Annotated in this window: 33 protein-coding genes and 1 riboswitch; of the genes, 2 read left to right on the top strand and 31 right to left on the bottom strand. The window is 44.8% G+C overall.

Going from position 1 to position 26,974, the window contains the following annotated elements:
- Window positions 1-138: 138 nt before the first annotated feature.
- The 15 genes from MHH25_RS08690 to MHH25_RS08620 all read right to left on the bottom strand — a co-directional run bounded on the left by MHH25_RS08690 (window position 139) and on the right by MHH25_RS08620 (window position 11,761).
- A complete protein-coding gene (locus MHH25_RS08690; RefSeq protein ID WP_340019802.1) occupies window positions 139-2,064 on the bottom strand; it encodes an ABC transporter permease in 1,926 nt (641 codons plus the stop codon).
- A complete protein-coding gene (locus MHH25_RS08685; protein ID WP_036669625.1) occupies window positions 2,061-2,816 on the bottom strand; it encodes an ABC transporter ATP-binding protein in 756 nt (251 codons plus the stop codon). The genes MHH25_RS08690 and MHH25_RS08685 overlap by 4 nt, the downstream gene beginning before the upstream one ends.
- A gap of 116 nt (window positions 2,817-2,932) precedes the next feature.
- On the bottom strand, window positions 2,933-3,937 hold the full coding sequence (locus MHH25_RS08680; RefSeq protein WP_340019801.1) for a sensor histidine kinase: 1,005 nt from the start codon (window positions 3,935-3,937) through the stop codon (window positions 2,933-2,935).
- On the bottom strand, window positions 3,934-4,623 hold the full coding sequence (locus MHH25_RS08675) for a response regulator transcription factor (RefSeq protein WP_017689733.1): 690 nt from the start codon (window positions 4,621-4,623) through the stop codon (window positions 3,934-3,936). The genes MHH25_RS08680 and MHH25_RS08675 overlap by 4 nt, the downstream gene beginning before the upstream one ends.
- Window positions 4,624-4,807: 184 nt before the next feature.
- The gene (locus MHH25_RS08670; protein WP_340019800.1) at window positions 4,808-5,572 is read right to left on the bottom strand and encodes an SDR family NAD(P)-dependent oxidoreductase; all 765 of its coding nucleotides are present in this window, start codon (window positions 5,570-5,572) and stop codon (window positions 4,808-4,810) included.
- A gap of 52 nt (window positions 5,573-5,624) precedes the next feature.
- Window positions 5,625-6,368: a class I SAM-dependent methyltransferase gene (locus MHH25_RS08665; RefSeq protein ID WP_340019798.1), complete on the bottom strand. Its 744-nt coding sequence runs from the start codon at window positions 6,366-6,368 to the stop codon at window positions 5,625-5,627.
- A 192-nt stretch (window positions 6,369-6,560) separates the two neighbouring features.
- On the bottom strand, window positions 6,561-6,944 hold the full coding sequence (locus tag MHH25_RS08660) for a VOC family protein (protein WP_036610305.1): 384 nt from the start codon (window positions 6,942-6,944) through the stop codon (window positions 6,561-6,563).
- A gap of 183 nt (window positions 6,945-7,127) precedes the next feature.
- Complete coding sequence (locus MHH25_RS08655) at window positions 7,128-7,601, bottom strand: GNAT family N-acetyltransferase (protein WP_017689738.1); 474 nt, start codon at window positions 7,599-7,601, stop codon at window positions 7,128-7,130.
- A 4-nt stretch (window positions 7,602-7,605) separates the two neighbouring features.
- Complete coding sequence (locus MHH25_RS08650; protein ID WP_338708160.1) at window positions 7,606-8,214, bottom strand: DJ-1/PfpI family protein; 609 nt, start codon at window positions 8,212-8,214, stop codon at window positions 7,606-7,608.
- A 60-nt stretch (window positions 8,215-8,274) separates the two neighbouring features.
- A riboswitch (ZMP/ZTP riboswitch) is annotated at window positions 8,275-8,356 on the bottom strand.
- A 50-nt stretch (window positions 8,357-8,406) separates the two neighbouring features.
- Window positions 8,407-8,922 carry a GNAT family N-acetyltransferase gene (locus MHH25_RS08645; RefSeq protein WP_340019796.1) on the bottom strand — a complete coding sequence of 172 codons (516 nt, stop codon included), beginning with the start codon at window positions 8,920-8,922 and terminating at the stop codon, window positions 8,407-8,409.
- Between the two features lie 33 nt (window positions 8,923-8,955).
- Entirely contained in the window at window positions 8,956-9,480 is a 525-nt protein-coding gene (locus MHH25_RS08640) for a YfiT family bacillithiol transferase (RefSeq protein ID WP_036610311.1), read from the bottom strand.
- A gap of 47 nt (window positions 9,481-9,527) precedes the next feature.
- A complete protein-coding gene (locus MHH25_RS08635; RefSeq protein ID WP_315370630.1) occupies window positions 9,528-10,067 on the bottom strand; it encodes a GNAT family N-acetyltransferase in 540 nt (179 codons plus the stop codon).
- Between the two features lie 8 nt (window positions 10,068-10,075).
- A complete protein-coding gene (locus MHH25_RS08630) occupies window positions 10,076-10,615 on the bottom strand; it encodes a hypothetical protein (RefSeq protein ID WP_340019795.1) in 540 nt (179 codons plus the stop codon).
- Between the two features lie 21 nt (window positions 10,616-10,636).
- Complete coding sequence (locus MHH25_RS08625; protein ID WP_340019794.1) at window positions 10,637-11,077, bottom strand: hypothetical protein; 441 nt, start codon at window positions 11,075-11,077, stop codon at window positions 10,637-10,639.
- 6 nt (window positions 11,078-11,083) lie between these two features.
- Window positions 11,084-11,761 (bottom strand): class I SAM-dependent methyltransferase, encoded by a 678-nt coding sequence (locus MHH25_RS08620; protein ID WP_036669601.1) that lies wholly within the window; start codon window positions 11,759-11,761, stop codon window positions 11,084-11,086.
- A 181-nt stretch (window positions 11,762-11,942) separates the two neighbouring features.
- On the opposite strand from MHH25_RS08620, the gene MHH25_RS08615 reads away from it, so the two are divergent.
- Window positions 11,943-12,716, top strand: coding sequence for a sporulation protein (locus tag MHH25_RS08615; protein WP_340019793.1), 774 nt, complete (start codon window positions 11,943-11,945; stop codon window positions 12,714-12,716).
- An 82-nt stretch (window positions 12,717-12,798) separates the two neighbouring features.
- Here the strand turns inward: MHH25_RS08615 and MHH25_RS08610 are convergent, their stop codons facing one another.
- The 9 genes from MHH25_RS08610 to MHH25_RS08570 all read right to left on the bottom strand — a co-directional run bounded on the left by MHH25_RS08610 (window position 12,799) and on the right by MHH25_RS08570 (window position 21,994).
- Window positions 12,799-13,635, bottom strand: a complete 837-nt coding sequence (locus MHH25_RS08610; protein ID WP_340020477.1) for an IS3 family transposase — start codon at window positions 13,633-13,635, stop codon at window positions 12,799-12,801.
- 23 nt (window positions 13,636-13,658) lie between these two features.
- On the bottom strand, window positions 13,659-13,979 hold the full coding sequence (locus MHH25_RS08605; protein WP_076319340.1) for a transposase: 321 nt from the start codon (window positions 13,977-13,979) through the stop codon (window positions 13,659-13,661).
- A 213-nt stretch (window positions 13,980-14,192) separates the two neighbouring features.
- The gene (locus tag MHH25_RS08600) at window positions 14,193-16,160 is read right to left on the bottom strand and encodes a BglG family transcription antiterminator (protein WP_340019792.1); all 1,968 of its coding nucleotides are present in this window, start codon (window positions 16,158-16,160) and stop codon (window positions 14,193-14,195) included.
- 52 nt (window positions 16,161-16,212) lie between these two features.
- On the bottom strand, window positions 16,213-18,891 hold the full coding sequence (gene mngB / locus MHH25_RS08595; protein WP_340019790.1) for a mannosylglycerate hydrolase: 2,679 nt from the start codon (window positions 18,889-18,891) through the stop codon (window positions 16,213-16,215).
- Between the two features lie 74 nt (window positions 18,892-18,965).
- Window positions 18,966-20,084, bottom strand: a complete 1,119-nt coding sequence (locus tag MHH25_RS08590; protein ID WP_036610325.1) for a PTS fructose transporter subunit IIC — start codon at window positions 20,082-20,084, stop codon at window positions 18,966-18,968.
- Window positions 20,085-20,113: 29 nt separating this feature from the next.
- A complete protein-coding gene (locus tag MHH25_RS08585; RefSeq protein WP_017689749.1) occupies window positions 20,114-20,431 on the bottom strand; it encodes a fructose PTS transporter subunit IIB in 318 nt (105 codons plus the stop codon).
- Window positions 20,431-20,886 (bottom strand): PTS sugar transporter subunit IIA, encoded by a 456-nt coding sequence (locus MHH25_RS08580; RefSeq protein WP_076209284.1) that lies wholly within the window; start codon window positions 20,884-20,886, stop codon window positions 20,431-20,433. The genes MHH25_RS08585 and MHH25_RS08580 overlap by 1 nt, the downstream gene beginning before the upstream one ends.
- Window positions 20,887-21,112: 226 nt before the next feature.
- Window positions 21,113-21,397 (bottom strand): hypothetical protein, encoded by a 285-nt coding sequence (locus MHH25_RS08575; RefSeq protein WP_133120487.1) that lies wholly within the window; start codon window positions 21,395-21,397, stop codon window positions 21,113-21,115.
- 27 nt (window positions 21,398-21,424) lie between these two features.
- On the bottom strand, window positions 21,425-21,994 hold the full coding sequence (locus MHH25_RS08570) for a hypothetical protein (RefSeq protein WP_340019789.1): 570 nt from the start codon (window positions 21,992-21,994) through the stop codon (window positions 21,425-21,427).
- Window positions 21,995-22,380: 386 nt separating this feature from the next.
- On the opposite strand from MHH25_RS08570, the gene MHH25_RS08565 reads away from it, so the two are divergent.
- A complete protein-coding gene (locus MHH25_RS08565; RefSeq protein WP_340019788.1) occupies window positions 22,381-23,541 on the top strand; it encodes a glycosyltransferase family 1 protein in 1,161 nt (386 codons plus the stop codon).
- A gap of 300 nt (window positions 23,542-23,841) precedes the next feature.
- Here MHH25_RS08565 and MHH25_RS08560 read toward each other — a convergent pair whose 3' ends face one another.
- From MHH25_RS08560 to MHH25_RS08530, 7 genes are all read right to left on the bottom strand, one after another.
- The gene (locus tag MHH25_RS08560; RefSeq protein ID WP_340019787.1) at window positions 23,842-24,513 is read right to left on the bottom strand and encodes a DUF3298 domain-containing protein; all 672 of its coding nucleotides are present in this window, start codon (window positions 24,511-24,513) and stop codon (window positions 23,842-23,844) included.
- Window positions 24,513-25,040, bottom strand: coding sequence for an NUDIX domain-containing protein (locus tag MHH25_RS08555; protein WP_340019786.1), 528 nt, complete (start codon window positions 25,038-25,040; stop codon window positions 24,513-24,515). Before MHH25_RS08555 ends, MHH25_RS08560 begins: the two co-directional genes overlap by 1 nt.
- Before the next feature lie 55 nt (window positions 25,041-25,095).
- A complete protein-coding gene (locus MHH25_RS08550) occupies window positions 25,096-25,563 on the bottom strand; it encodes an HAD-IA family hydrolase (RefSeq protein ID WP_340019785.1) in 468 nt (155 codons plus the stop codon).
- 65 nt (window positions 25,564-25,628) lie between these two features.
- Window positions 25,629-25,757, bottom strand: coding sequence for a hypothetical protein (locus MHH25_RS08545; RefSeq protein WP_340019784.1), 129 nt, complete (start codon window positions 25,755-25,757; stop codon window positions 25,629-25,631).
- Complete coding sequence (locus MHH25_RS08540) at window positions 25,744-26,205, bottom strand: GNAT family N-acetyltransferase (protein WP_340019783.1); 462 nt, start codon at window positions 26,203-26,205, stop codon at window positions 25,744-25,746. The genes MHH25_RS08545 and MHH25_RS08540 overlap by 14 nt, the downstream gene beginning before the upstream one ends.
- A gap of 94 nt (window positions 26,206-26,299) precedes the next feature.
- Window positions 26,300-26,470, bottom strand: coding sequence for a YHYH domain-containing protein (locus MHH25_RS08535; RefSeq protein ID WP_094030640.1), 171 nt, complete (start codon window positions 26,468-26,470; stop codon window positions 26,300-26,302).
- A 109-nt stretch (window positions 26,471-26,579) separates the two neighbouring features.
- Window positions 26,580-26,933, bottom strand: a complete 354-nt coding sequence (locus MHH25_RS08530; RefSeq protein WP_340019782.1) for a DUF3139 domain-containing protein — start codon at window positions 26,931-26,933, stop codon at window positions 26,580-26,582.
- Window positions 26,934-26,974: the final 41 nt, after the last annotated feature.

Here is a 26,974-nt window from a genome sequence, read left to right as displayed (position 1 = left end):
TTTCGACTCAATTCCATAATCATCCTTTTTTTCATAAAGCTATATTTATTTCTGCAAGAAAAAAGGGCAGTCTGTAAACAATACAGCTGCCCTTTACTCAACCTATTTTGCTATATCAGCATACTCGTGATCCCAATTCTACAAAGCTTCCTTAATCACCCGTTTATAGTACCACACAGACAACAGACCAAAGATCGAATATAACAATGTATAGACTATCATGACAATGACCGTAGGTGTCGCCAGCTCCGTACCAAAGAAAAACCAACCTGATTTCACGGCAAAGTAACTATGACTCAACCCCACCATAAGCGGAATACCAAAGTTAAACAACTGCTTGATCTGAATTCCACGCAACAGATTGCCTTGCGTAAATCCGAGTTTTCGCAGAATGGTATAATTCCCCTTCTCCTCTTCACTCTCATTCATTTGTTTAAAGTACAGGATACATCCCGATGTAATCAAGAACGTCAAACCAAGGAAACCAACAATGAACATAATTAAGCCCATATTATTACGTTGGTTATTTCTGAACTCAATCTGGGAGAAGCTCGGTGCTTCCAACTGTAGCTCCTTATATACGGCATATGCCTCTTCAGCCTGCCCCTCATTCAGAATACGTACACCATAGTAATCCGCCCACTCGGATTTTTGCAGCTCGGGATCGAGATCCTGCCGCAACTGCTGGTATACCGTTTCATCTACTACCGCTACAGGCGTGCCCCCAGAATAGTATCCAGGAAGAACCCCCTTTTGGGTGGTTCCGATCAGTTGTTGGTCTAGCGTTCGCTTCAATCCATGCAAGACAATTGGACCTGTCTCCTGAATGGAAATCAACTGCTGAATGGCATTTCCGTATCCCATGAAGACCGCTTCGCCTGGTTGCAGATCAATGTTATCTACCATCTTGTCACTCAACACACTACTGAACAGGTACTTTTCCGTCATGGACTCATCCATCACTTTATGAGCATCAATTTCAATATAAATGGGCTGTCTATGCTTCTCTTCATATGGAATCTGTTTGTGTTCCAAATCCGTTACAAAGCGATTTTTCACATCAACCTGAGCAAAAGAGAAATCCTCCGGCAAGCTTTCTTTCGCCTGAGCCTCTGCGGAATAATACGAAATGTAACTGAGTGACAGCATGCCAATAGCAAGCGCCGATACGGTTGTAATAATTGTAAGCAGCAATGCATTGGACTTCATGCGGAACATGATTGAAGATAAAGACAACACCTCATAAATGGATAGGTATCCGTTTTTACTTTTGCGAATCAGATTAAAGATAAAACTTACCGAACCCTTATAGAACAGGTATGTCCCCAGTATGACCGAGAAGAGAATCAGGATCATCGTATACATCAACTGCTGCATATCCATTGCCTCACCGCTGAACAGCCGTGCAGACATGAAGTATCCATACACAATCAGAGCAATACCCAAGACGCCAACAATCATCTGTCCAAATGACATCTTCTGCACCTGCTGCTCCGTAGTGGCCGACACCCGAAAGAGCGAGAGAATACTCTGTCTCTTGATAAAAGTGTAGTTCATCAGCATGATGAGTAGATATATCATCGTAAAGACAATCACCGTTTGCATCAGTGCCATCGGAGAGAAATACAATTTCGTAATCGCGTCCACACCGAGAATTTTGAACAATATCATCAATACCAGCTTGGACGCAAGAAACCCAATTAACACACCAATGGCCATGGAGCCAAAATAAAGAATACTGTTCTCCGCACTCAAAATACCAAAAATTCTGCCTTTCGTCAGTCCGATCAATTGAAATAATCCAATTTCATTGCTACGTCGCTTGATAAAGATCGTATTGGCATAGAGCAAAAAGATGCCGACAATAACGATTAATAGTACTGAAGATGCGCCTATAGCCGCCGCACCTTTTGTTGAAGCAGCTACCTCATCCATGGAAGGATCATACTGTAACGTCACAAAGGAAAAATACAAGGCCACACTGAACACAAGCGCAAATACATAGAGATAATAATTCTTCAGATTTTTTCTGAGATTGCGGAAGATAATATAATTCAAGCTCATTGCTGCACACCACCCAATACGCCTTGGGTTTTGATAATATCGTTGAAGAACGATTGCCGTGACTCGTCTCCTTTATTCAACTGGGTGTAGATCTGACCGTCTCGAATAAAGATCACTCTGCTGCAATAACTTGCGGCAACCGGATCATGGGTAACCATAATAATAGTCGCTTTTCGTGCGCTGTTCATATCACTTAACTTGCCGAGCAGATCCGAAGCGGACTTGGAATCCAGCGCTCCTGTCGGCTCATCCGCAAAAATGATACTCGGCTCGTGGACAAATGCTCTTGCTGCCGAAGTCCGCTGCTTCTGACCCCCTGAAATCTCAGATGGATACTTGTCTTTCAATTCGTAGATTCCCAGTTCACGGGCGATCTGTTCAAACTTCTGGTGTGCCTCCTGCTTTGGAATGCTCGTGATCGAGAGCGGTAATAATACATTTTCCTTTACCGTAAGGGTATCCAGCAGATTATATTCCTGAAAAATAAAGCCCAAATGATGTTTGCGGAACTCAGCCAGCTGTTTCTCCTTCATTCCGGTGAATTCCTTGCCCTCAATATCAATCGTGCCCTGGCTCACCCGATCAATGGAGGAAAGTACATTAAGCAGCGTTGTTTTACCCGAACCCGAAGGCCCCATAATACCAACAAACTCTCCCTTGCTTACCCCAAGATCAATTCCCTTCAGCACTTCCTGTTTATTTAATTTATTACCATAGACTTTATGAATTTTTTTGGCTTCCAGTATCCACATATCCCGCTCACTCCTCTTAGATCTTCTGCAAAATGCTCGTGTCTATATCATAATCGGGATGTGCAGTGTTATCGTGTGATTCACCGAACAAAACCAAAAAGCATGTGACATTGTTGTCACACGCCTGCAAGATGCACCATGTCGTTTTTTCGCGGAAAAGTAAGTGTGACGGTTGTGCCCTCGCCAAGAGAAGATTCTACATGAATGTTCACATGAAGCGTCTGGACCACCTGACGAACCAGATACAGCCCCATCCCGGTAGCCGCTCCATCCATTCTGCCTCGGGTAGACGTAAATCCTTTATCAAATATACGCGGCAGATCTTGAGTCTCAATCCCTCGCCCGTGATCCTGAATCATGAGTATGATGTGTCCATCCTGTTCCCAACTTTCAATGAGGATGTCCGATGAATCGCTATATTTCACCGCATTGCTCAACAACTGCCGGAGGATGAAGCCTAACCATTTGCTGTCTGTGAGCACGCGCGATACCATTAAAGACACATCAAAGCCAATGCCTTTGGAAATGCACCACGATTTCAAAGCTCGTATCTCGCTATTCAATACTGGTTCAAGTTCCGTCTCTTCGATGAACAGATCATTATGCATAAACGGAATACGCTTCTGATGAAGCTGCTGATCCAGCAACTGATGAATTCGTAACCATTCATATGTCATTTGGCTCTGTAACTTGTCATCTGGCAAGCGCTCGATCATCAGTTGCAACGCAGTCAGTGGGGTCTTCACCTCATGAATCCAGGACAACATCTCGTCCTTCTCCTGTTCCAGAGCGATAAAATGATGTGAAGACTCCTTACGATACCGCTGTGTCTGGGAACTGACGGCCTCATGTACAATCTGCTCATATGGACTTTCGGCGATATCAAGTTCTCCCAGATCATAGGTATGATCCCAGATGCTCAACTTTTTATAGAAACGGGTCTCTTTCAGGTATCTCGCCCAGATAAAAACAAGGCATACCACCACATTCAGTCCTACGATATACACCACAGATTGGAATGGAATGGACGAGTCCAGGTAGGCCACCAATAAAATAATAAGTTGCATGCTTACCAGTAGCCATAACCAACTAGCCCTTTCTCGTATGTACTTTCCGATCATGCTTCTGCCTCTTCCGTTGCCATGTACCCCTGACCTACTTTGGTTTCAATGTAACGCTCCAAGCCGATGGGTTCAAGCTTCTTCCGTAACCGATTAACGTTAACCGTCAGCGTATTGTCGCTCACGAAATGCTCATGATCCCACAAGCTCCGGATGAGGTCCTCACGGGTAACAATCTGATTTTTATGCTCGACCAGCACTTTAAGAATGAACATTTCGTTTTTGGTCAACAGGACAGATTCATCCCCGCAGGTCAACGTATTTTTCACATATTCAATAGCAGCACCACGCCAGGTTCGAAGTTCAATATGCTCTGTATTATAGTTATACACCCTCCGCAAAGTCGCTTGGATCTTGGCAATCAATACATCGAAGTGAAAAGGCTTCTGGATAAAATCATCTGCCCCCAAATGCATGGACATAACCATATCCGCAGGATGATCCCGTGAGGACAAAAAGATAATCGGCACATTGGAGTGCGAACGAATGATCCGGCACCAATGGAACCCGTCATATTGGGGTAACTGAATATCTATAATGACCAGTTGCGGCTGAATTACGCTGTACTCCTGCAATACCTTTCCAAAATCCTGCACACCATACACATCATATGACCATTGGGACAAACGTTCCTTGATTTCACTGAATAACGACTCGTCGTCTTCAATGAGCATAATTTTAAACAAGAGATTCACCACGTTTCTGATCTTCTAAGGTTGAATAAGGTAATTAGACTCCGTTGTTGCAGGATCACCTTTACCGTTACGAATCGTTCTTCCGATCGCTGATTCCAGTGTACAGGGAAGTTGGGCTTATATCAAAAGGTATCCATACTTCGTAAAGATAACAAGCCGAAATACGTATATCCTATTAGCTCTCAATAGTGTGTATTACATGGCTTGCATCACTCTGTGCGTCCATCCGCTCGATCAACTGCATCGCTACGTCTCGTGGCGATCTTAATTGGCCTGCTTCATATACTTGATTGAACATACCTGCAAGGGCGAACTCCTCTGCACTTTTGCCTCGTGCAACAGCCTGCAATTCCGTATCGACCATCCCCGGATCAAAAGCAATAATCTCAACAGGGTTCTGTTGGCCCGTTTGCTCCAAAGATACGCATTGGGTGAACATGTTCATACCTGCCTTGGATGTACAGTACACTGCCATTGAAGGCGCGGGATAACTTCCCGAACCCGATGAGAGATTAACAATTTTACGTCTGGCGGACAGGTGATTTGTTTGTTGAATAAAAGAGGAACTTAATATCATTGGTGCTGCGAGACTGATGTTGAGACTTTGACTTATCTCTGCCGCACTGCACTGATCGATAGGTTTTAGAGGCTCCAGCATCGCTGCATTATTAATGAGTCCAATGAATTCAGCTTCCTGAGAAGGTATTTGGTCCAATATGCGTGTAATCAAATCATCGATCCCATTCAGGTCGGCAAGATCATACTGAACATGGCGGTAACGCCCGCTACATTCCTCGCTTGATTCCAACAGATCCGAACCCCCGCGTGAAATACCGTAAACGTAATCCCCCTTAGCCAATAATAACTCTGCAAGTTGTAAACCGATCCCTTTGGATGTGCCTGTAATGATAAAGTGTCTTTTTCCTGTTTCTGTTCCCATTCCGATACCACTCCTCCTCTATTTTCAATGCATGTTTATTTCACTATTCTTACTAGTTTTTCTTTCTCCACAACGTGGCCCAGAGAAAAGGTACACCAAAATACGGTTCATGTTGCTCCAGCGACTTCATTGCACGGAACTCCACACATTCAAAGCCATCTTCCAGCATGTAGCGAAGCTTCTCCTCCGTGAACGCAAGACCACCGCGCATCGACTTCTCTTGATACACCTGCCAATCATTCATAACGATCTCAGGCCCACCAATATCGCCAAAACAAGGAGCAAAACAAGTCATTCCAAAGTATCCTCCAGGCCGGAGTGCATTGTGGATCATCTCTATGTAGGGAATGCGCTGATGTGGCAACAGATGGTGCAGACAACCCGAGTCGTAGACAAGATCATATTCTTGCTCTGGGGACAATTCGAACACAGATCGACATTCAAAATGCACGTCCAGTTGCTCCTCTGCCGCCCTCTCTTTAGCCCAAGCAATAGCTGTCTCCGAAAGATCATAAGCATCTACCTGATATCCTTGGCGGGTTAAATACAACGCATTTCTCCCCGGGCCACACCCCAGTTCCAGTGCCTTGCCGCAGCTCAGCAGACCTGCGTTCACATGTTCTACCAGATTCTCATCCGGTTTGTTTGGGAAAAAGGGTATTGGTCTGTTCCGATCCTCATAGAAAGGTTCCCAAAATTGCTTGGCAGATCTGAAGTCCGCATCGAGCATATCATATAGGTCCTGTACACTTTTAATCGTCTTTTCCACAACCACATTCCTCCTTAACTGCTCCATTCAAACCTTCATTTTCGACTATTCATTCCTCGGCATTTTCGTTAAATCAGCCACACTCTATTATAACATTTTTACCCAGTAGTTCTCTATTTTTCTTGCGTTTTTCTACTCCAAAACATAAGCTTTTTCCCAACAAAAAAACGACCGACATGAATGTCGACCGCTTGCAATGGTGCTGTTTTAAGTTGTAACTTACTTCGCCCGTTCCAAAACTGCAAAGTAATTTCCTTCGTTATCAGCAAAGTTGAAGACACGCCCCGTTGGCATCTCGACAATCTCTCCAACCGTTACATGTTTACCAGCCAAGTCGGCATATAACTGATCCAGATTTTCGGTGAAGAACATTAAGGAAGGTGTGCCCAGATTTACACCCGCCGACATCCGCTCCACAAACTCCTTGTCATGAAGAATAATGCTCGTCTGCGAATTTGGGGTAGGCGCAATCTCAATCCATCTCATACCCTCGTCAAGGTTTACTTCATCCACAATGTGGAACCCCGCAACTTCCGTCCAAAATGCCAGTGATTCATCCTGATTGTTGACATACAACATAATCTGGCCGACTTTGCTAAACATGCATCATTCACTCCTCTGATCCTCTGATCATCTAATCTCTTAACATCCTGCTTATCATTCCTCAAATTCCAATAGAGTATAACATGCAAGACAGCTTTTTGATCATCTTTCTTTGCAAGTACATGCAACTTAAACTGAAGTACACTTTTATGCTTCCACTACAATTAGTTTTTTGAAGTTCCCTTATAATGTTTTAACAAGTGAAAGTCTATGAAACCCCGAGGTATAATAATTCATATCGACACCTTCTTTTTGAAAATTCATTCGTTCATAAAATACGAGCGCTGCTTCGTTTTCTTCATGATCAAGTGTGTAAAGCATGACATCACCACTGCCGAATTCAGCTATTTTTATACATATTTTTGTAATTAGTCCACGTGCTACTCCCTGTCGAAGGTGTGATTTGCATGTAACAACGCCAACGATTTCATATCGGTTAACAGTAGGCTGAAAGATATAACCAGCATGACCTATGACAACATCTGCTTCGTCAACCATGACATAATAAGCACTGATACGTTCATCCGTCATTTTTAAAAATAAATCCCAGCGCGCAGGATACTGATCGCGTATAAACGAAGGGAATTGAAAATCATGATCCGTCATCATTTTCAGCACCGCTGGCTGATCAATCGCTTGAAAAAGGCGAATAGTCATCTTTTTATCCCCTACCCTTAGTGTGCATGTAGACATCTTTTAAATTACCAGCTTCATAATATGGATACTCTAGTTTTTGTTGAACTTGAAGGACAATCTCCGTAGACGTTAACATTTCGACCAAGTATAGTCCCAGGTCAATGGAAGCCGTAACCCCCGCACCCGTTACCGTATTACCATCACGCACTACACGCGCTGAGATTACTTCTGCACAATAAGGATTCAATAAATCATAAGCAGATGAGTTGGTAGTAGCCCTTTTTCCATTCAGGAAACCTGCTGCCCCCAACAGTAAAGCCCCGGTACAAATAGATATTTTATATGTGACATTTTCTGCTGTTCGGACCCATCGCATAAAATCCTCATCAAATCGAAGCGTTCTAGTTGATAATCCACCAGGAAAAAATACTAGGTCAAAATCCCCTAGATGAGGTAATACTGCATCGGATTTCATTTTCAGCCCACGGTCATCCGAAATTTCCTCCTTATCTGCGCAGAATGTCCATGATACGTTTTCCTTTGCTTTCAGAATCGCTAGCCAAGTCACAGCTTCATAAAATCCAGCTAAATCCATGCTTGTCATTCCATCAAATAAAACAAACGCCATTTTCATTGCCGCCACCAGTCCTTTCGTTCCCTGAATAATAAATAAAGTGTTTGATCAAAAGATCAAACACTTTGCCCAGGCGTACGGCATATAATATATGTGCTCCCTCGTGGTTCACTCTACGTTTACGCCAGTCACACATAACAGATATTTACAACTAATATACATGACATCTTTCATATTGTATATATTATGAAATTATTGCGTGGCTTTTAACTTCTTCGTAAGATAAAGTACAACATCGTCGTCCATAATCGTTTCTTCACCCGGCTGAATGTAATGATCATGTTTGTGTACACCGTGACCGTCTGGTATGTACCCGCGATGGGCATATAGAACTTGCGCTTTGCCATAATCGGAAAACACACCTACACCAATGCCTGCTACATCCGTTCGTTCCAGCATAACTTCCTCTGCTCGGTCCATCAACCGTGAACCAATACCTTGGCGCTGGAACTTCATTAGTACATTAAAATCGTTAATTTCGGGAATGCCTTGTTCCCTGAAAGACGGGTAGCTGGAATTCCACAATACATTCGCGTATCCGGCAAATTCTCCATTCAACTCGGCTACCAAGGTTACGCGTTCCCCATTCTGTTGTTCAGCCAAGTAATGAAGATACTGCTCAGGGGATCTCCCCCAACCCTGCTCCTGAAACGCCTTTGATATGATTACAGGATCGTTCTCATTTAATAGTCTGATATGTACACTCATTGATGAATCCTCCTTAAAAGATATTTCTAATAGCTATATTCCCAATCTATCCCGAAGCGATGTGATGTGAGCAACATGGTGTTTGCCGTGCCAAGCATACATGCCCAGATTGTAATCCAGTCTTGTCGTTTCTTCCGATGAGGGATGATAAAATTGTTTGGCATAATCTGCATCTGTCAGCGCGTTTAACAGAAACACCCAACGACGATGGAGGGCATCCAGAATCTGAAGCGAGAATTCGACATCCAGGTCTCTTGAATCACTCAGTTCAGCCCAGCGCTCTTCATAATAAGGCCGAATCGTTGGTGTATCCTCTGTCAGCGCCAACTTGAAACGAATCATACTGTTCATATGGCTGTCTGCCATGTGGTGAATAACCTGTTTGAGCATCCATCCACCTTCTCGATACGGTAGACTTAATTGCTCTTCACTCAATCCCTTTACCGCTTCTCGTGCGCGTTCAGGCAACTCAGCAATGTCCTGAATCCACTTCTCCCGTTGTGCCAAAGTAACTTCACCCGTGTGTACAAATGGTCCTATCGGAAATCTTTCATCCATCCATTATTCCTCCTTGTTTACATGATTTAAATAACTTTAAGCAGGATCTACAGGGCATATTCCATAAGCCAACAGTCTCGCATCTGTCCTTCGTGCTGCTCATGTTTCTCCAACAGCTTAATCTTTTGGAAACCACATTTCTCATAACAGGATATCGCTCGCAAGTTCCAGGATTGAGGGTCCATAACCACTTTACGGGCTTGTTTTTCATTAATCAGATAAGCCAGCATGGATTGCATCAACTGTGTACCAATGCCTTTATTCCAGTATTCTACCTCACCAATAAACTGATCCGTTCCATAGATGATCTCATCCGTGTCTCCATAACCATACTCCGTTCGTTCTTCTTCCTCAAGCTCATAGAACTGAATGTATCCAATCGGATGTCCTCCATACTCAACGATACAACGAGTAGCACCATCTTTCTGATTGTAAAAATGCTCTCTCACCTGTTCCAGATCATGCGGCCGATCACGCCCTTCATAGTATTGAAGAACTTCCGGGTCTGACAGCCACTTCACCAGATGTTGTTCATCTTCTGTGTCCAAGAAACGTACAGTGATTTCATTCGATTCATATACATTCATCATTCTGATTACTCCTTATTGATCTCCAGATTCTCACTCGTAACCCAACTCAGATCCTTCCCTAACAAATGCTCGTTGTGAACATAATACACCACGGGGTTCTCAAGCGGCTGAGTCGTTCCATCCAAAGATCTGAGCGTTAACCGCAACTTGTAGCTCCCTATCTCATCAGGTATCGCAAATCCTATCAGATTATCAGTTGATTTCATGGTCTTCCCCTGCGCCTTCAGATACTTTTCCAGAATGACTTGATCAAGATAGGAGCTGCCAACAGACGAAGGCATGTACCACGCATCATCTTGTTCTTCAGTGAATGTGACCCCTTCCCATCCAGGGACAACGGGATACACCATATGCTGGTCCTTGTCTTCTCTTTTTCGCGTTATCTCTAACTCTACCTCAACTACATCCGTATCAATCTGCCTGATTGTGCCTGCCATCACTACATCCTGGGCACTCACACTTGGAATAACATAGCTGTATATGAGCAGAGACACCAAGAGGATTATCGTTATTCCCGTAATCCAAAATATTGTACTTTTACGCATCTGTCTGATCCTCCCGTCTGGTTAATCACACTTCTGGAGTAGCTCCATCTCTGTTAAAAATTGAGTTAACCTATCCAACTCAGGTGATGCCGTCCAATCACTGGTGGTGTTCAATCCATGCTTGATGGTATGTATCGCGCTATGTGCAGACATGTATATATTATGGTGGATTCCAGGTTGGACAATGATGTGCTCTCCTGCACGCATCACTCGAATCGAAAACATCTGATCGTCTCCATAACTGGCATACGCAATCCATCCGGTTTGCACCACATAAAACTCCGTTAGATTGATATGTACATGACTGTTTTGCCATGCTCCGTGGGAAGAAGCAACGGTTCTACAATAATAACTGCCATCTTCTGCTATCATTTTATATTTTTGTTCCCCGTTCGCCATCTGCTCGAAGCTGGTTTTGACACCCGATTCACCATATTTCTGTTCTGAAAATTCTGTGTTCAATCGGCTTCACCTCCTTATGGCCTGCCAAATATACTTGCATTCTCTTACAGCAATTCTACCATCAACCTGGTTCTCCTTCAGCTTAACTTCCAGCTGTTCCCGGTACTCAGGCTGTGTATAATCCGGGTTTCCGGGGATATCGGAGAGAAAGATGGCAAACTCTTTTTCATCTGAGAAAATCATAAGTGCCTCGTTATATTCCTCAATCTTGATCTCCTTAAAAGCATTTCTTTCCAAACGCTCACGTACCTTTGTTATATCCGTATGAATACCAATCATAACTCCACCCTTTTGTAGCAATCTCCCATGCTCAATAATGGAAGTTGGACCTCTGCGATCATAGATCAGACCAAATTGCTTATCTTCAAATGGCATCTTTTCTTTTGTGCTTACACAGACAAATTTCACATTTGTTTTCGTGCTTGAATGAAGACTGTTTTGGGCTATCTTTATCATCTCTTCCGAATTATCAAACCCTATAATGTGATCGGTATATTCCGACATTTTCAACGTAAACTCCCCATGTCCACAGCCTGCATCGAGCACGGATGTATACTGAGGCAGAAGCTTAATCAACCGCTCTTCAAAAATATCTTCAGCAGAGTTACCTTCCAACGTATACAAAGCTCTACCCTTGTATCCCCCATTACGTTGTGCAATCATATCGTACCATTCCATGCTCATAGAGTTCCTCCTGACAAAAATTCCCTTTATTTAAACATTCGACATAGGTACGTCGATTCTCCTGTTTGGATATACGATATATCTTTGCTAAAATATGAAACGCTTCTCTTCCAGCTTCCGTATTAAGGTCGAAGCCGTATGTATCCCATATAATAAACCATCTAATCTGGAGGTCGAGCGCATGTCATTTTTCAAGAAAATGTTAGCCAGTGTAGGTGTTGGAGCAGCCAAAGTAAATACGGAATTGCATACACCAGAGGTCACGCCTGGAGGAATCATCTCGGGGGTTGTGTACATTGAAGGTGGAGATGTGGAACAGAACGTAGATCGAATCTATCTTTCAATTAAAACCCATTACATACGGGAGCACGATGATCGTAAAGTAAAAGAAACAGCCGTTATAGCCAAATATCTACTCACCGAAGGTTTTACATTACAGCCTGGAGCCAAATTGGAGAAAGACTTTTCATTTGACCTGCCAGAAAATCTGCCAATTACACTACATCGTGCAGAGGTATGGGTAGAGACGGGCCTCGATATTCCAAGTGCTGTAGACCCTTCAGACCGGGACAGACTGCATGTTGTTCCTAGCAAAGACATGAACACCGTGCTCGATGCAATTGATATCCTTGGTTTCAAATTGCGTGAAGTGACCAATGACTATGCACCAAAGCTGGGTGGCAATCTGCCATTTGTGCAGGAATTTGAATTTGTACCAACAAACAAATTCCGTGGGCATCTGGATGAGTTGGAAGTGCTGTTCTATCCGATGGGCGATTCGCTGGAGCTGCTATTACAGATCGATCGCCGCGCTCGTGGGCTCAGTGGAATATTCTCGGAAGCGATGGGCACGGATGAAAGTTTTGTCCGCCTGCATCTATATGAAAGACATCTGGCGCGAGGGGCGCATTCTGTCGCTCAAGGACTAGAAGAAATCATTTCCAAACATATCTAATCTATAGTTTGTGTTAACGAATAAAAACCGTCCTCTATCAGACAAATGGTCATACCCCTGTCAAGTAGACAGATGAAAAAAGCTATGCTGCCAGCGCGCATCGATATTCAATCGGTGCGCGCTGTTTGAGTTTGGCTTGAAAGCGTCGGTAGTTGTAATTGTACACGTAATCTTCCACGGCTTGTCGAATCTCGGCTTCTGAATTACACTGGATAAGGTACAGCTTCTCTGTTTTGAGATGCGAAAAGAAAGATTCGATGCATGCGTTATCCAGGCAGGTTGCTTTGCGAGAGTGGCTGCCTTTGACGCCGAATGCTTCTAATCGTGAGTTGTACACCTGAGACGTGTATTGGAAGCCCTGATCCGAATGGAGCACGGCTTCCGAAACGTCTCTTTTTTGTGTCCATTGTTCCACCGTATCCAATACGAGCTGAACATCGTTCCGTTTAGATAATTGCCAAGCGACAATTTCGTTGTTGAACAAGTCTTGAATCACAGACAGGTAAACAAACGTGTTTCCATCCGAAATATAAGTTATATCCGTCACCATTTTTTGCTGAGGTGCTGTGGCATGAAATTTGCGCTTTAGGCGATTCGGATAAATCACAGATGGCGTATAGCTGGACTTCTTCCGCTTCTTGCGAATTACCGATTGGATCGATAGTTCCCGCATGATTCGCCATACTTTCTTGTGATTAACGTTCAGACCAGACTCCCAGAGCGCCGTTGTCATGCGAGGATAACCAAACTCTCGATTTGCAAAATGAATAGCCATCATGCGCTCTTTGATCTCACGCTCACGGTCTTGTCTTGCGTCTCGCTGTGGCTGTGTTGCTCGCCATTTGTAGTAACTGGAACGGGGTATTCCTGTAATCGATAATAGGCGTGTAATGCCATGCGAGCAACGCAATTCGTCTATGATATCGTAGTTCTCCCGTTGGCTTAGTGCTTCTCCTTTACTAGATTTGGATACCGCTTTTTTAAATAATCTACCTGTGCTTGAAGGTAGTCCCGTTCCTCTTCTACACTGCTAAAGGCAGTACGAGGCCGTCCTTTCAGTGGATTCGGAACATTGTTTTTTCGCTCATCGAATGCTTCCCCGTTTTTCCATTTTTTTACCCACACCTTCAGTTGTGAACAGTTTCGAATTCCTTCGCGATCAGCGACCACCTTGTAACTTGAAGAACCTTCGACATAGGATCTAACCGCATTCAATTTAAATTCTTCGGTATACGTGTGAAATGTTTGTCCTTTTTTGGCCATAAAAATATCCCCTCCAAGTGTCACTTGAACCCTCATGATAACATGAAGGTTTTTTCAAGTGTCTACTTAAAGGGGATAATACCACAAATCTGATGAAGGACGGTTTTTCCCTTTCAAAAAGGGAATTAAAAAAAGTTGGAGGATAACAGCGATCATAAGGTTGTTCTGTACTCGGAGTGTCCGTGTAATTATCCATTAGCGAACATATATATATTAATACGCTTCGGTACTTTTCAGACTCAACGTTTCACATACAAGTTGGGCAAAGGCATCGAAGCTGCCGCAGGATCGCAGGCTTTCCAGCTGCTCCTCCTGTCGGATCAACTCTACAAACAGATCATAGATCCCCATAGCCTGTTCGTAATCCTCTTTGCAGATGGATAACATGAATACAGCATGTACTTCATTCTCCTCATCCCACGGAATCGGCTTCTCAAGCAGGCATACAGATACGGTCGTACGGGTTGAACTCAGCTCCATGGGATGCGGAATCGCCATACCTCTTCCAAGCGCGGTTGAAGCCATCTTTTCCCGCTCCTGCACAGCTGGCCAGAACTGCTCCGTCACGATTCCCTTCTCCAACAACGCTCCGCTCATCTCAGCCATAAGTGTCATTTTGTCAGGCTGATCGGACCGAAACATGAACAACGCTGGATCAAAGTAACGCAGTAGCGTCATTTCCTCCTGCTCATCACTAGTTCGCACCAGATGAGTGATCGTTGCCATGTCGCGTTCCGATGGAATCGCAGCAATGACAGCCGACGGTTTGCCTTTGGACTCACGTAACCGGATCGTGGAAATAACCAAATCTTCGGGTACACTCCCCATCTCCTCATACTCCCGTAGCGAAACCACACGAGAGACCTCCAGCTCGGCAAATAACGAACGCAATCTCGATTCAAGAATACGGGCTGTGCCGTATCCTGACCCACAGACGAGTAATACGGATTTCCGTTTGCGATGAGGAATCTGGTATTTACGTTCCAAAGCTGCACCAATGTGAAGAGCCAAGTAACCGATCTCGCTGTCATTGATTTCATGAGGTACATATGTCTGTAGCTGTTTCACTGCACTGATCGTAATCTCATAGGCCAGTGGATAATATTTACGTATATGTCCCAGCAGTGGATTCCGCATATTCATGCCATGTTCCAGGCGAGTAATCATGGGCTTCAGATGGGCATACAGATCATTCGGCAATCGTTCATCATCACGCAGATCATAGGTGTACCGATCATAGATATGACCCAGCATCTGCTGTACAGCAACATATAACGGGTCACTTCGAAGTCCATTCCAATCGGTAGTGGTCATTTTTTTGCTAACAATATGCAACAGCAGATAATCTCGCTCTCCAACTGGACAGTGAATGGAATATAACAACTCCAGATCCTGAATAATCTGCTGTGCAAGTTGCTGATCCTGAACATTCGCCTCCACTTTCTCGAATCGCTCCAGTTCATGCCCCTGCTTAATACGTAATACCATAACCGCCAGATGCGTAATCAGATCTTTCAGTGCCACATCTGCAATACGAACATCCTGTTGGCCTACATGGCGAATGACGATCTCGCGGATGTGCGCGGGTTCGATTGGATACAACAAACGTTCCTGTGCAACGGTCATTCCTTCGGGGCCCAGTTCTTCATCTCGCGCATCGGCGTACTCGGCAAGGCAATAGCGAAACCTTTGCTCGTCTCCGACGACCTTCACACCATGTCCTGGCTTGATCTGAAGCTGAAGCTGGTAGTTCTCCAGAATCTGACGAATGATTTTCAGATCATTGTTCATTGTTGCACGGCTTATAAACAGCTGATCAGCGAGGTCTTCCATCTTGATATGACCCGGTTCACCAAGCAGCTTGAACAATTCATAACGGATACGCTCATCAGGCGAACCAGGTACTGGAGCACCTTTTTGCCCATCATCCTTCCGTTCCTCCAACAGCTCATTATACCGCTTCGCATCATGCACACGAATGGAATAACCCCGCCCACGCTTGGATTCCAGGCTCCCGCCATGCCCCGCGAGGATATGATCCAGCTTTTTCAGATCATCCCGAATAGTACGTACAGTAACTTCCAGCCTGTCTGCAAGTGCTTGGCTCGTCCAAGCCTGTTCCTGTCCTTCACCATGAATGAGGTGGAACAGCTTTTTCAACCGTTTAGTTGGAAAAATCATACCGATATCCGACCTCCCTTCTGATCAGGATTGTGTCAAACTAAAGCCCACCTTATATCGATACAAGTACCGTCATCAATTTACAATGTGCGAGTTCCGGCAAACGAACTACCTCTTCTCCATCGGTTAGCCTCTGCTGAGGCTCCAGTGGTTGTTCACCAAGAGATACACGCTCTGCATGTACAGGTTGATTAAAGTGCATGTTCACGTTAGCAGACTGTGACAAATACGGATTGAAGACACGTACAATGTATCCGTCACTCTGCTCTGCTTTCTTGAAACTGCTTAACACCACGTTGGAATCGTTGCTGAACGACATCAGGCTATAGTCTGTATCAAGAACAAGTGCCTCATCGCGGAAAGCAAAGATCAGTCGTCCGTTCAAAAAGTCGCATAGCTGATAACTGCTGATCGGTGTCAAATATTCACGCGCAGCACGGGCCACATTCGCTTCGTCGAACCCGGAAGTCTGGATATGCAGGCCAAAGGTAAAGGAGAGCTCGCCAAGTAATTGCGCATCAGGTGTAGCCACAATTTTCTCACCGGAGGCCCGGCCAGGACGATACAACAGGTTTTCCTTACCCATGAAACCAAAAGTACGGAACAAGGTCAGGGCAATGGTATCCATTTGCTCGCCAACAATCTCATACTCACGTACACCCCCCGTCATCACAGCCATACCACGCGTACCGTTGTTCAACCCCGCATAACTCTGCATAGCTTCAATAGTGATCGGTTTCTCCTGCCATTGTTCGCGCTCCCATACTTCCACTTCTGGCAATGAGGTTGGACGAGCAATCACACCGAAAGGCTGGTCTGCAATGGATAGGGCGGAAGCAATTCCTGTATCAAAAAGGACACGCAGACGGTGGCTGAACACCTCATTCTGCACCTGAACCTGGAAACGGATCAGATTCTCTCCTTTGCGAAGAGATATCTCCACTTGCATTGGCAATGCTCCCGACGTGATACCTGCGGCGCGCTCTTCCAGATCGTAGGGAACATCCAACGTGAAACGCAGGGATAGTGTCTGAGATACAGACGTTTGGGTGGTCGTCGCACTCATCTGGCTACCTGCCGAAGAAACAATCAGATCCCGCTCGGGAGGAGAATAATTGTAGGAATCTCCGTCATCCCCGTTATCTTCAAAGACCATTTGATCCGCATACACTTGGCCAGATCGCTTATCTGTAATTTGCAAGGTGCCGTTTGCTTGCAGCGCAATAGTGAAATGTTCATTTTCAATCTTGTCCTCGTTACGTCGTTCAATGACAGGTGCAGCGCCCTGACTGAAATCAAAAACAATCTGGGTGTAACCCATCGCCGGGACCTCTTGCAGTTCCACCAGCAATTTGGCGCGATATACCCGTTCCGGCAGATGCACTTTGCGGCTTGGATTGAGATCGATGTGCTGTCCAAGCACATAATCGGTCTGGTCTACTTTTCCCACAATGGTGTAGGCCAGCTCGCGCCCCTTCGTATCCCGAATCACAAAGGATTCTTCCGGAATATAAGCTTCAATCTCAGTAACCCCGCCTCGCACATACGGTAGCGTGTTGAACAGGGTGAACGCAAATGTCTCCTCCTGCTGTATCGTTGAAGCAATCATCCGCATATGCAGGTCAAGCAAATTCAGTGCGATATCATAGGCCTGTTTGTAACGGAACGCAACGTCCTGATTCGTTGTATCGCTGTTACAGCCACCGATGCTGTCATGTGCCGCATTCTCAAACAACAGCTTCCAGATGTCCTCCACAATGCGATGCGGGTAATCATGCCCGAGAGAATGGCTAATGGCAAGTAAAGGTTCGAGCGTGTTAGCAATCAGATTCTCAATTCGGTTATTCTGTTGCTTGAGATCCGCACGGGTGGAAAAAATGGACTTGTGAATCCGCATGTGCTTGGCTTCCATTAATTCACCCCGAAGTACAGGCAGATCCTGACTATCCGCTTCGATCTCCGCCAGAAAACGTTCCGGTTCATTCATCACATATTCGCGTTCTGTATCCAGTGCATTGAACCGTTTAATCAACTCCGGCAGATTCAATCGCACAGGCGCCTGATCAAACCCATTAGGGAAATAGATATGTTTGGTGGAGGCTTTGCGTTCCAGCGCACCAATCTGTTTCTCCAAATAAGGGATCAGATCTTCTTCATTTTCCGGAATGTTACCACCGTAGTAATACCCGAATGGCATCTGTACAGCAAATACACGACTGCCATCCGACCCTTCCCACGTAAACTCGGTATGTGGATTCGTATTATCCGAGACACCACGCCAGAACAGGAAACGTTCAATGCCAAACTCCCGATAGATCTGCGGCATCTGTGCCGATTGTCCAAATGCATCCGGGACATAACCAACCTTCATCGCATGTCCGTACTTTTGTGCTGTTTTCATACCATAATACAGGTTTCGGACCATGGATTCACTGGAAATCACCAATTGATCCGTCTGTGTATACCAGGGTCCCGTCATCAGTCGTTTGGCAGAAACCAGTTGGCGGATCCGTTCCTCATCTTCGGGACACCAGCGGATGTAATCATCCAGCAGAGAGCCTTGTGCATCCAACAGGTAATAATGAAATCCATCGATATTCTCCAGTGCGTTCAATACTTCCTTGACGTGTTTGACAAGATACACTTTGGAACGGGAGGTCGTAAAATACCATTCCCGGTCCCAGTGTGTATGTGGAATCACATGTACTTTGGTACGATTTCTCTCACTCATATCTCTATATCCCTCCAGATGCTTTTTAAAGGTTGTTCAAGATACTGAAAACCGATCTTTTTGAACATGTACTTTTAGTCAAAAACGAGTTCGATTTCTTCCCCGTTTTTCTTCACTGAAGCTTCCTGAGTCTTGGCAGGTTGTTTCTCTTCTTCATCACGGAAGTTCACCAGCATGGTGCCCCCCGCCACGATTAGTGCACCGACAATGCCTCCGGCAAGGTACGCGATTGGGGTACCTACTGACACAGCTCCATATAAGCCGCCAATTGGTGGCATGATGATATGTGCTCCCAGCAGTGCAGTCAAGGCAGCGCCCGTTGCACAGGCAAACATGTTGACCAGAATCATTTTGGCAGGGTTACGCAGTGTGAACGGAATTGCACCTTCCGTGATACCGATCACACCCATGATCACTGCACCTTTTCCCGCTTCCTGATAGGTTTTGGAAAAACGTTTCTTCATCAGCAATGTTGCCAAACCATAACCAAGCGGCGGAATGCAGATGGCAATATTAATGAAAATATTCGGCAGATAGACACCGGACAGGAACAGGGCATTGCCTGCCATCCATGCCGCTTTGTTGACGGGTCCGCCGAGATCGAATCCAATCATTGCCCCCAGAATAATGGCAAGCACAACCGTATTGGTTCCGCTCTGGCTCATGTTTTGAACCCAAGCAATGAGATACTCATTCAGCGCGCCCAGCGGGCCACCCAGAATGACTGCCATCAGAAATCCGGTTAAACCTACGGTAATCAGCGGTAAAATGATTAACGGTACCGAGCCAGCGGCCGGACCTGTAATCTTAACTTTGTTTTTGACCCACAAGGTGATGTATCCGGCAAAAAAACCGGAGATTAATGCGCCCAAGAAACCAGCGTTGGTCTGCTGTGCCAGCACCCCGCCGATCAGACCTGCGGCCAGCGCAGGTTTGTCAGCAATGGAGTAGGCAATGTAACCGGACAGGACAATCGTCAATAGCCCGATGCCGCTCCATCCTACATTTTGCACGAGATATAAAATATGCAAGAATCCGCTTCCATCTTTATACGGATCAAGATCAGTAATGCCCATTGATAGTGCGATAATTTTACAGATGGCAACGACCAGGGAACCCGCGATAATGACCGGCAGCAGATAGGAGATACCTGTCATTAGATGTGTTTTTGCTTCACCAAACCATTTTCTCATCGTACTCTCTCCTCATGTGGAAGGTGGGGTTAAGCTTGTGCGTTCACAGCCTCAACAGCTTTGGTTAATACCGCTTCTGCCTGACTTACGGCATGACCGATTTTGACACGTACGACCTTTTTATCGCCAAACCGATCCATGTCCTTCACCGTTTGATCCGCTGCAATCAGTACAAAATTAGCTGCAGCAATATCTTCTTCCGTCAACTTATTGACTTGTCCCATGGCTCCCTGCTGTTCCACTTTGATCTCATATCCCAGTTGCTGAGCTGCTTTCTCCAATGCTTTGGCGGCCATCGGGGTATGGGCGAGACCTGCGATACATGACGTTACACCTACGATTTTCATTATGACACCAGTCCTTCCGTATATTGATGAAGCAACGTATATACATCTTCCGGCTGCACCGCTTCTGCGATGGCCTCTTTGAATGAATCTTCCAGCAATAAGGTGGCAAGTGAAGAGATAATTTGCAGATGGGATACGTCTACATGACCTTTAGGCACAAGGATGGCAAAAATATATTTTACCGGCTTGCCGTCATGAGATTCCCAATCAATGGGCTCCCGCAATCGAATGACCATCACTGCCGGACGTGTTACAACTTCACTCTGGGTATGGGGAATCGCAAAGTGATCCTGAAGTCCGGTGGAGTAGACACGTTCGCGTTCCCACAGATCAGCCGCAAGTTGTGCACGGTTTGTAGTGATGCTGTAACGCTCTGCCTCCGCAGATATAAAATCAAATACATCCTCTTTGCTATGCAATGTCTGATCGAGATAAATCTGATTGGTTGTAATCATGATCTCTGTCTCTCCTCCTCTCTCTATCCAAAACGATAAGCGCTTACAAGATCATTGTAACGGATTCTTCCTTGACCTTGGATCTAGAAAATTTCCCCTTCGAAGCGGAAAAACATTAGCCATAGCAAAAACCCTGAGTCTAATGGACTCAGGGCAATTGCAAATGAAATTCAATTGGTATGCTGCAAAAGCAGTGTAAGGAAATGTCTTCTATTTAGACAACACTTCAGGAACGCTGTGTCCAGCGTTGCATTCCTGATCGAAGACCGTAATATGCGGCGGTGAGCAAAATAAATCCGGCAACAGCCATAATCATAGATGTTGTATCCCATTGAACACGGCTTCCAAAAGCAATCTTGGATTGCAATGGGGTAACAGAAGAAGCGGTGTTCGTAAGATCAGGTACATAATTCATGGTCATGATCATGCCTTGAACGACATTCCAAGCTACAAAACCGATGATGAATAACAAGGTAACCAAAAAGGATTCCAGCGCTAATCGTTTGTTCATGATTGTCATTTTGCCTCCTCTTCCCACTCAATTAGACAAAACGTGTTGCATCTCCTGTTTCAAACGTTCTTTATTTTCGTCCACATATTGATACAGCAGGTCAAAGCTTTCTTCGTTATCCGATTGCATGCTCAAATTCGCGGCTTCCAGTTCAATCTGCTGTAATACCTCATGAATCTGTTCCCCGTGTGTTTGCAGGGTTGTCGTGATGTCATCTTCGGACAGGCCATTCACATTATCTCGTAATTGCCCGTGCGTTACACCGCTTTCGGACAACATCTGCTCTATTTTCTTCAGGATCACGGCATCTGCATCATTGCCGATCCGCTCCATAGCTGTTATCGTCTCACCCAGATACTGTCCGCTGGAATTCTCAAGGAAACCGGTCATCCCGTTCATAGACAGCTCGGTATCTAGATCAATGATTAGAATGATATCTCTCAATACTTGCGGAAGTTCCGGCCCACTTTCTCGAATCGTCGAAAATTCAGCCCGATAAAGGTCCATGGCAACACTCCCCACCACTTCTTCACCTGACATCTCTTCAAGCTGATCAAGTGGTAACAACTCCTGCAATTCTTCTTGTAACTTGTTCATCTTTCTCTGCCTCCTGTATCTCTCTGTCTAAATAGTTTGAACGTGTTTTTTACACTGGACCACTACGCGGTCAGAATAAACTTCCGATCGCTGTTATCCCCAGATTTTTTCAATCCCTTTATTAAAGGGTAAAATCCGGTGATAAAGGCGAACGCTCCGCTTCTTCAGTTTTTTTCTGCCCTCTCCGTTTCGTGTAAATTTCAAGTTCAACTACGCCGACACGTTATTACATCATATCAGAATACGCTATATAAGTTGAACTTATGGAAGTTGGTATAGTATATCCTTTAACAATTTACAGGGAATGTCGTCAAGTTAACGTGCAATTGACCTCTGGAAAATGTTCCGCTGTTATGATCTTGGCATCACGAGTCTTGGGAGGGGTAATGATGCGCCTGGCCTTGTTCACAGACACCTATCTTCCGGAAACCAATGGTGTTGCTGGCACGCTCCACCGCTTGAGTAACCATCTGAACCGCAGAAGAATTGAACATCTGCTGTTTACTCCGAACTCCGTCATTGAAGGAAGCCATGAGACTCAAGTCCGATCGGTTGCCAACATCCCTTTTTTTCTGTATCCCGAATGCCGCATTGCTCTACCCAACAGAGCAGACACACACAAGCAGCTACAAACCTTTCAACCCGATCTGCTGCATATCGCCACGCCTTTTAATATGGGGTTGCTTGGTCTGAGGTATGCCCTCAAACACCATCTTCCCCATGTTGTCTCCTACCATACCCACTTCGATCGTTATCTCGAATACTACCGGTTGAAGAGTATGATTCCTCTCTACTGGAAATATATCCAGTGGTTCCACCGTGCCTGTGATGCAACCCTAACTCCATCACAGGAAACGTTAAACACCCTGCAAACCCAAGGCATTCAGCGTCTGAAACTTTGGTCTCGCGGGATTGATTGCAACCTGTACTCCCCTGATAAACGCAGCTCGGATATCCGTGAACGATACCACATCACCGCTCCCCTTATTCTACTCTACGTTGGACGCATTGCCCCGGAAAAAGATATCGCTATTCTCACGACTACCATGCAGCAGCTGCCCCAGGAAATGCAGTCCCGTGTTCACTGGATTATCGTTGGCGACGGCCCATCTCTCCCGAAAATGCGTCTGCAATCCCCACCCAATGTCACCTTTACAGGTTATATGCATGGCGAAGAACTTGCTGTTATGTATGCTTCGGCAGATCTGTTTGTGTTTCCTTCCTCTACGGAGACATTTGGCAATGTGGTACTGGAAGCGATGGCTTCAGGACTCCCTGTGGTGGCGGCCAATGCTGGAGGTGTAAAGGATCTGATATCCCCTCACCGCAATGGTGTGTTATTCGAGCCAGGTCAGGCTGATGCACTGATTCGGGAGATATGTCTCTGGGGAAATCACGTGAACCAATTGAGGATGATGGGACTGGAAGGCAGAAAGCTGGCTGAGCAGCGGTCGTGGGAGCATATTTTTGATACACTGATCGGGGATTATGAGGAAGCGATAGAACGTCGGAACAGACAAACGAAAAATCGAATTATTACAGCGTAGTTTTATGAAATCATCTTCTTCCAACAACCCATAACTACCGCCTCTGCCCTATGCAAAATTAAACCGGTTCGCTCGTTCAGGCTGCCATAGTATTTACACTCTGCTACGGTCAGCCTGAAACATGTTTCCAATATGCTTCATAACAAACCCTGCATCTTGGATAGGGTTGAGCTATTTACACGGTATGTAGAAACATAGAAGCCGAAGTTATTGAAATTATTTAGAGTATTTTGAATGATTGTATATATAGAAAAAGACATGACCTCATTGAACTGGATCATGCCTTTTATTGCAAACAATCTATTGGTTGAATTTACTGAACGGGACTTTGATATCTACAAACCCTTTAGCGTAGGGTGCAACCTCATAAGGGTGGAATCGGATGACGATACCTTTGTCATATAAAAAGAATTCAGATGTTTGATCAAGCTGAAAATCATAAATATTCTCTTCAAAAATAGAAACTCCTGCATTATACATGGCTAATAGACTGTTGGAGATTGATTTCTCTACCTTCTCCATCTGAGTATCGTCTTTGACATACTCGCTTAGCTTCAGTTCTTTCCCCGTTCTTAAATCATAGTTATATGATTTTGTCGCATCCATTCCATGTGCTCCGCCAGTGTACACATGATCTTCATATACCACAGATAAGTTTTCTTTTGCATTGTATTTTACACTGGCCATGGTGATGTAGAAATATTTTTTGTTTGATTTCTTTTCTTCTTTGTCCAAGCGAGCTGCTATCACTGCGTGAAGTTTAAATGTCTTGTTCAGTTTATCCGTCACAGATTTATTACCACCTGTTAGATGTATGTATGGCTGTCCTTTGTAATATTGGACCTTCGTTTTCACTGTAATCGTGCTGCCTGCCTCCACATGACTACTCGGAAGAATGATAGCAATCAGTACAGTGATCAACAGGTAATTTATCCATCTCAATTTTTTTCTTTCGATTCTATATTTCAACATTATCGATTAACCCCCTTTGGCTCAAATGATATCGTTTCCTGCATTCTGTTCCATATTACCTGTGGAGTGTTCTTTAGGTCTGTTCCGCTCTGAACGTTGCCAATCCAGATGTCCTCTGCTCCTGGGTGTTGTAAATAGTGCCTAAGCGTTGCTTTGATCAGAATAGACGAATGTAAGTCCAACACCTCATCCAGTGGTATCCAGAATAACTCGCCTTCATCCGAGGGCACAAAATGTCGATGCGTGGTCTCTCCGAAATATACAAACTGCTGCCAAATCTCACCACCGTTAACTTCCAACAGCATATATCGAAGCCGAAATTGTTCGACATCCTCTTGCGTGAACCCGGTCTCTTCTTCAATCTCCCGATAGCTGGCGGTCATGGGTGTGTTCAGTTCCCCTTGTTCCAGATGTCCGCCAATGCCACCCCAGAATTCAAAATCAAACAATCTGCTACCCGCCTTCTTCATCATCAGCATCTCTGAGCCATTGCTCAAAAACGCTGTAGCCATCTGTCTAATTTCCATATGTTCCTCGCTTTCCAGACTGTGATTATAGGAATTCAATTTATATAACCGTCTTCTAAAGCAGTTTCTTCAGCTCACTTAGATGCTCAATCGTATGTAAAGGACTAGTCGTAATCCTGTCCTGCCACGGCTGGTTGACCTTCATCCAGATGGTGCTCATGCCTACGCTTGCCGCTCCCTCAATATCGTTCACCGGATGATCGCCAATGTAGATGCATTGCTCTGGGCTTAGACCGAAATGATCTAGCGCAAGCTGAAATATGCGTGGATCGGGCTTTTTGACTCCAGCCTCTTCTGAAACAATAATATGGTCGTAATCATCCCGGATACCGAGTTGATCGATCTTCCCATACTGAATATCGGTCTGCCCATTGGTAATTAACCCGGTTTGATATTTCCCCCGAAGATGCTGAACGACTTCTCGCGCCTGTTCCATCAGAACTGAACTTCGCACATACTCTCTGCCATAGAACTCCATCAGTTCTGCATGTGGCGGATGCTCTGCCCAGGGCAGTTCATGCAACAACTCGTTGAACAGAAAGGGTTTGTCCTTATAACCATCCTGGTCGAGTTCAATAATTCGTTTGCTTATATCTTCGGTTGACCAAGGTGACCAAAATAGGTTTTAATCAAACTCTGCGTGAAGCCGTCAAAGGTCATTGTTCTGTTCAGAATTGTATTGTCCAAATCAAAAATAACGGCTTTAATATGATCCATCTTTCTTCTCCCCCAATTCCAGTACGTGCGTTATCTTCTCCATACTCGTCACTTCTCTAAATCCCAAGTCGCGATAAAAAAATCCAGCAACCGGTTGATCCGTGTACAGAACCAGTCGAGCGTAATGATTTTCCGCTTTTTGAATAACCGCATCCATCAGCCTGCGCCCAACCCCATGTCTTCGAAATTCTCTCATCACATAAAGCCTGCGAATTCTTCCTGTATCAGTCACTTCAGAATAAGGATCTCTGTTCAGACCGCAGATCCCAACCACCTTATCGTGCACTCTGCATTCAAAAAGCGCTTCATCTTCTTGCTCGAATGTATTGATTCCTGTCTCATATTCATGGATTAATCGCTCGATATGTCTGAACCCCTCACTGGAGCTTTCGACCAGCATCGCCACTAAATCGTCATGATTCCACACCGATATCTCCTGTATCTGCATGGTGTAACCGCCTCCGTCATTTTAAATCAATGGTACACATGCAAACCCAACCATACATTGAACGATGGCCGGGTTTATCTTGTACAGCTCATTCTCATTTTTTCTTTTTGTGATAGTGATAACCTGTGCACAGACCCTTTTGTTTGGATTTGGCTGAACAGTTATGTCCACCGTTCTTATCCAGTCTGCCTGGATGAGCATAAGCGGAAGAGGATACACCAACAAGTACGACAAGAGACAGGATTACGATAACAACCTTTTTCATAAGTCACCCTTCGATCAACACCCTATGCTTTAGGGCTTAATACGTGCTATATCATTCTACATGAAAATCCACAATTTGGATATCCTTCATCTTTTTAGCCGATCCATTCTCATAAAATCATAGGTACAAAATGCTTCAGATGTGACTTCGTCTTGCCTTTCTTCTGAGCTTCTTCCGAAATGCGGTGACTAAATTGGATGACATCATTATGAGCAAAATAGATATATTCTACGTCAGGCTCATCTTTGAATTTGACTATGGCAAGGAACGGCGGCAGCTTGATTGACCATACGCCCTCTACAGATGCAATTTCCTCGGAAGAATAATTCTTCTGCTCGATTAAATATTCAGTCACTCGATGAGCGTAAATCATCTTATTCACTTTTACATATGCAAAGGGCGTAACAACTAAGATCGCTAGAGTGATCAAGACCGTCAGAGATATGATTTTCCTTTTACTCACGTTGACCTTCTCCTTAGTAATAAAAATTCTTCAATTAAAAA

Source organism: Paenibacillus sp. FSL H3-0457 (genome assembly GCF_037981725.1).
Lineage (GTDB): Bacteria > Bacillota > Bacilli > Paenibacillales > Paenibacillaceae > Paenibacillus > Paenibacillus amylolyticus.
The sequence above is the reverse complement of the archived record's forward strand: the minus strand, read 5'-3'. Positions and strand labels throughout refer to the sequence as shown.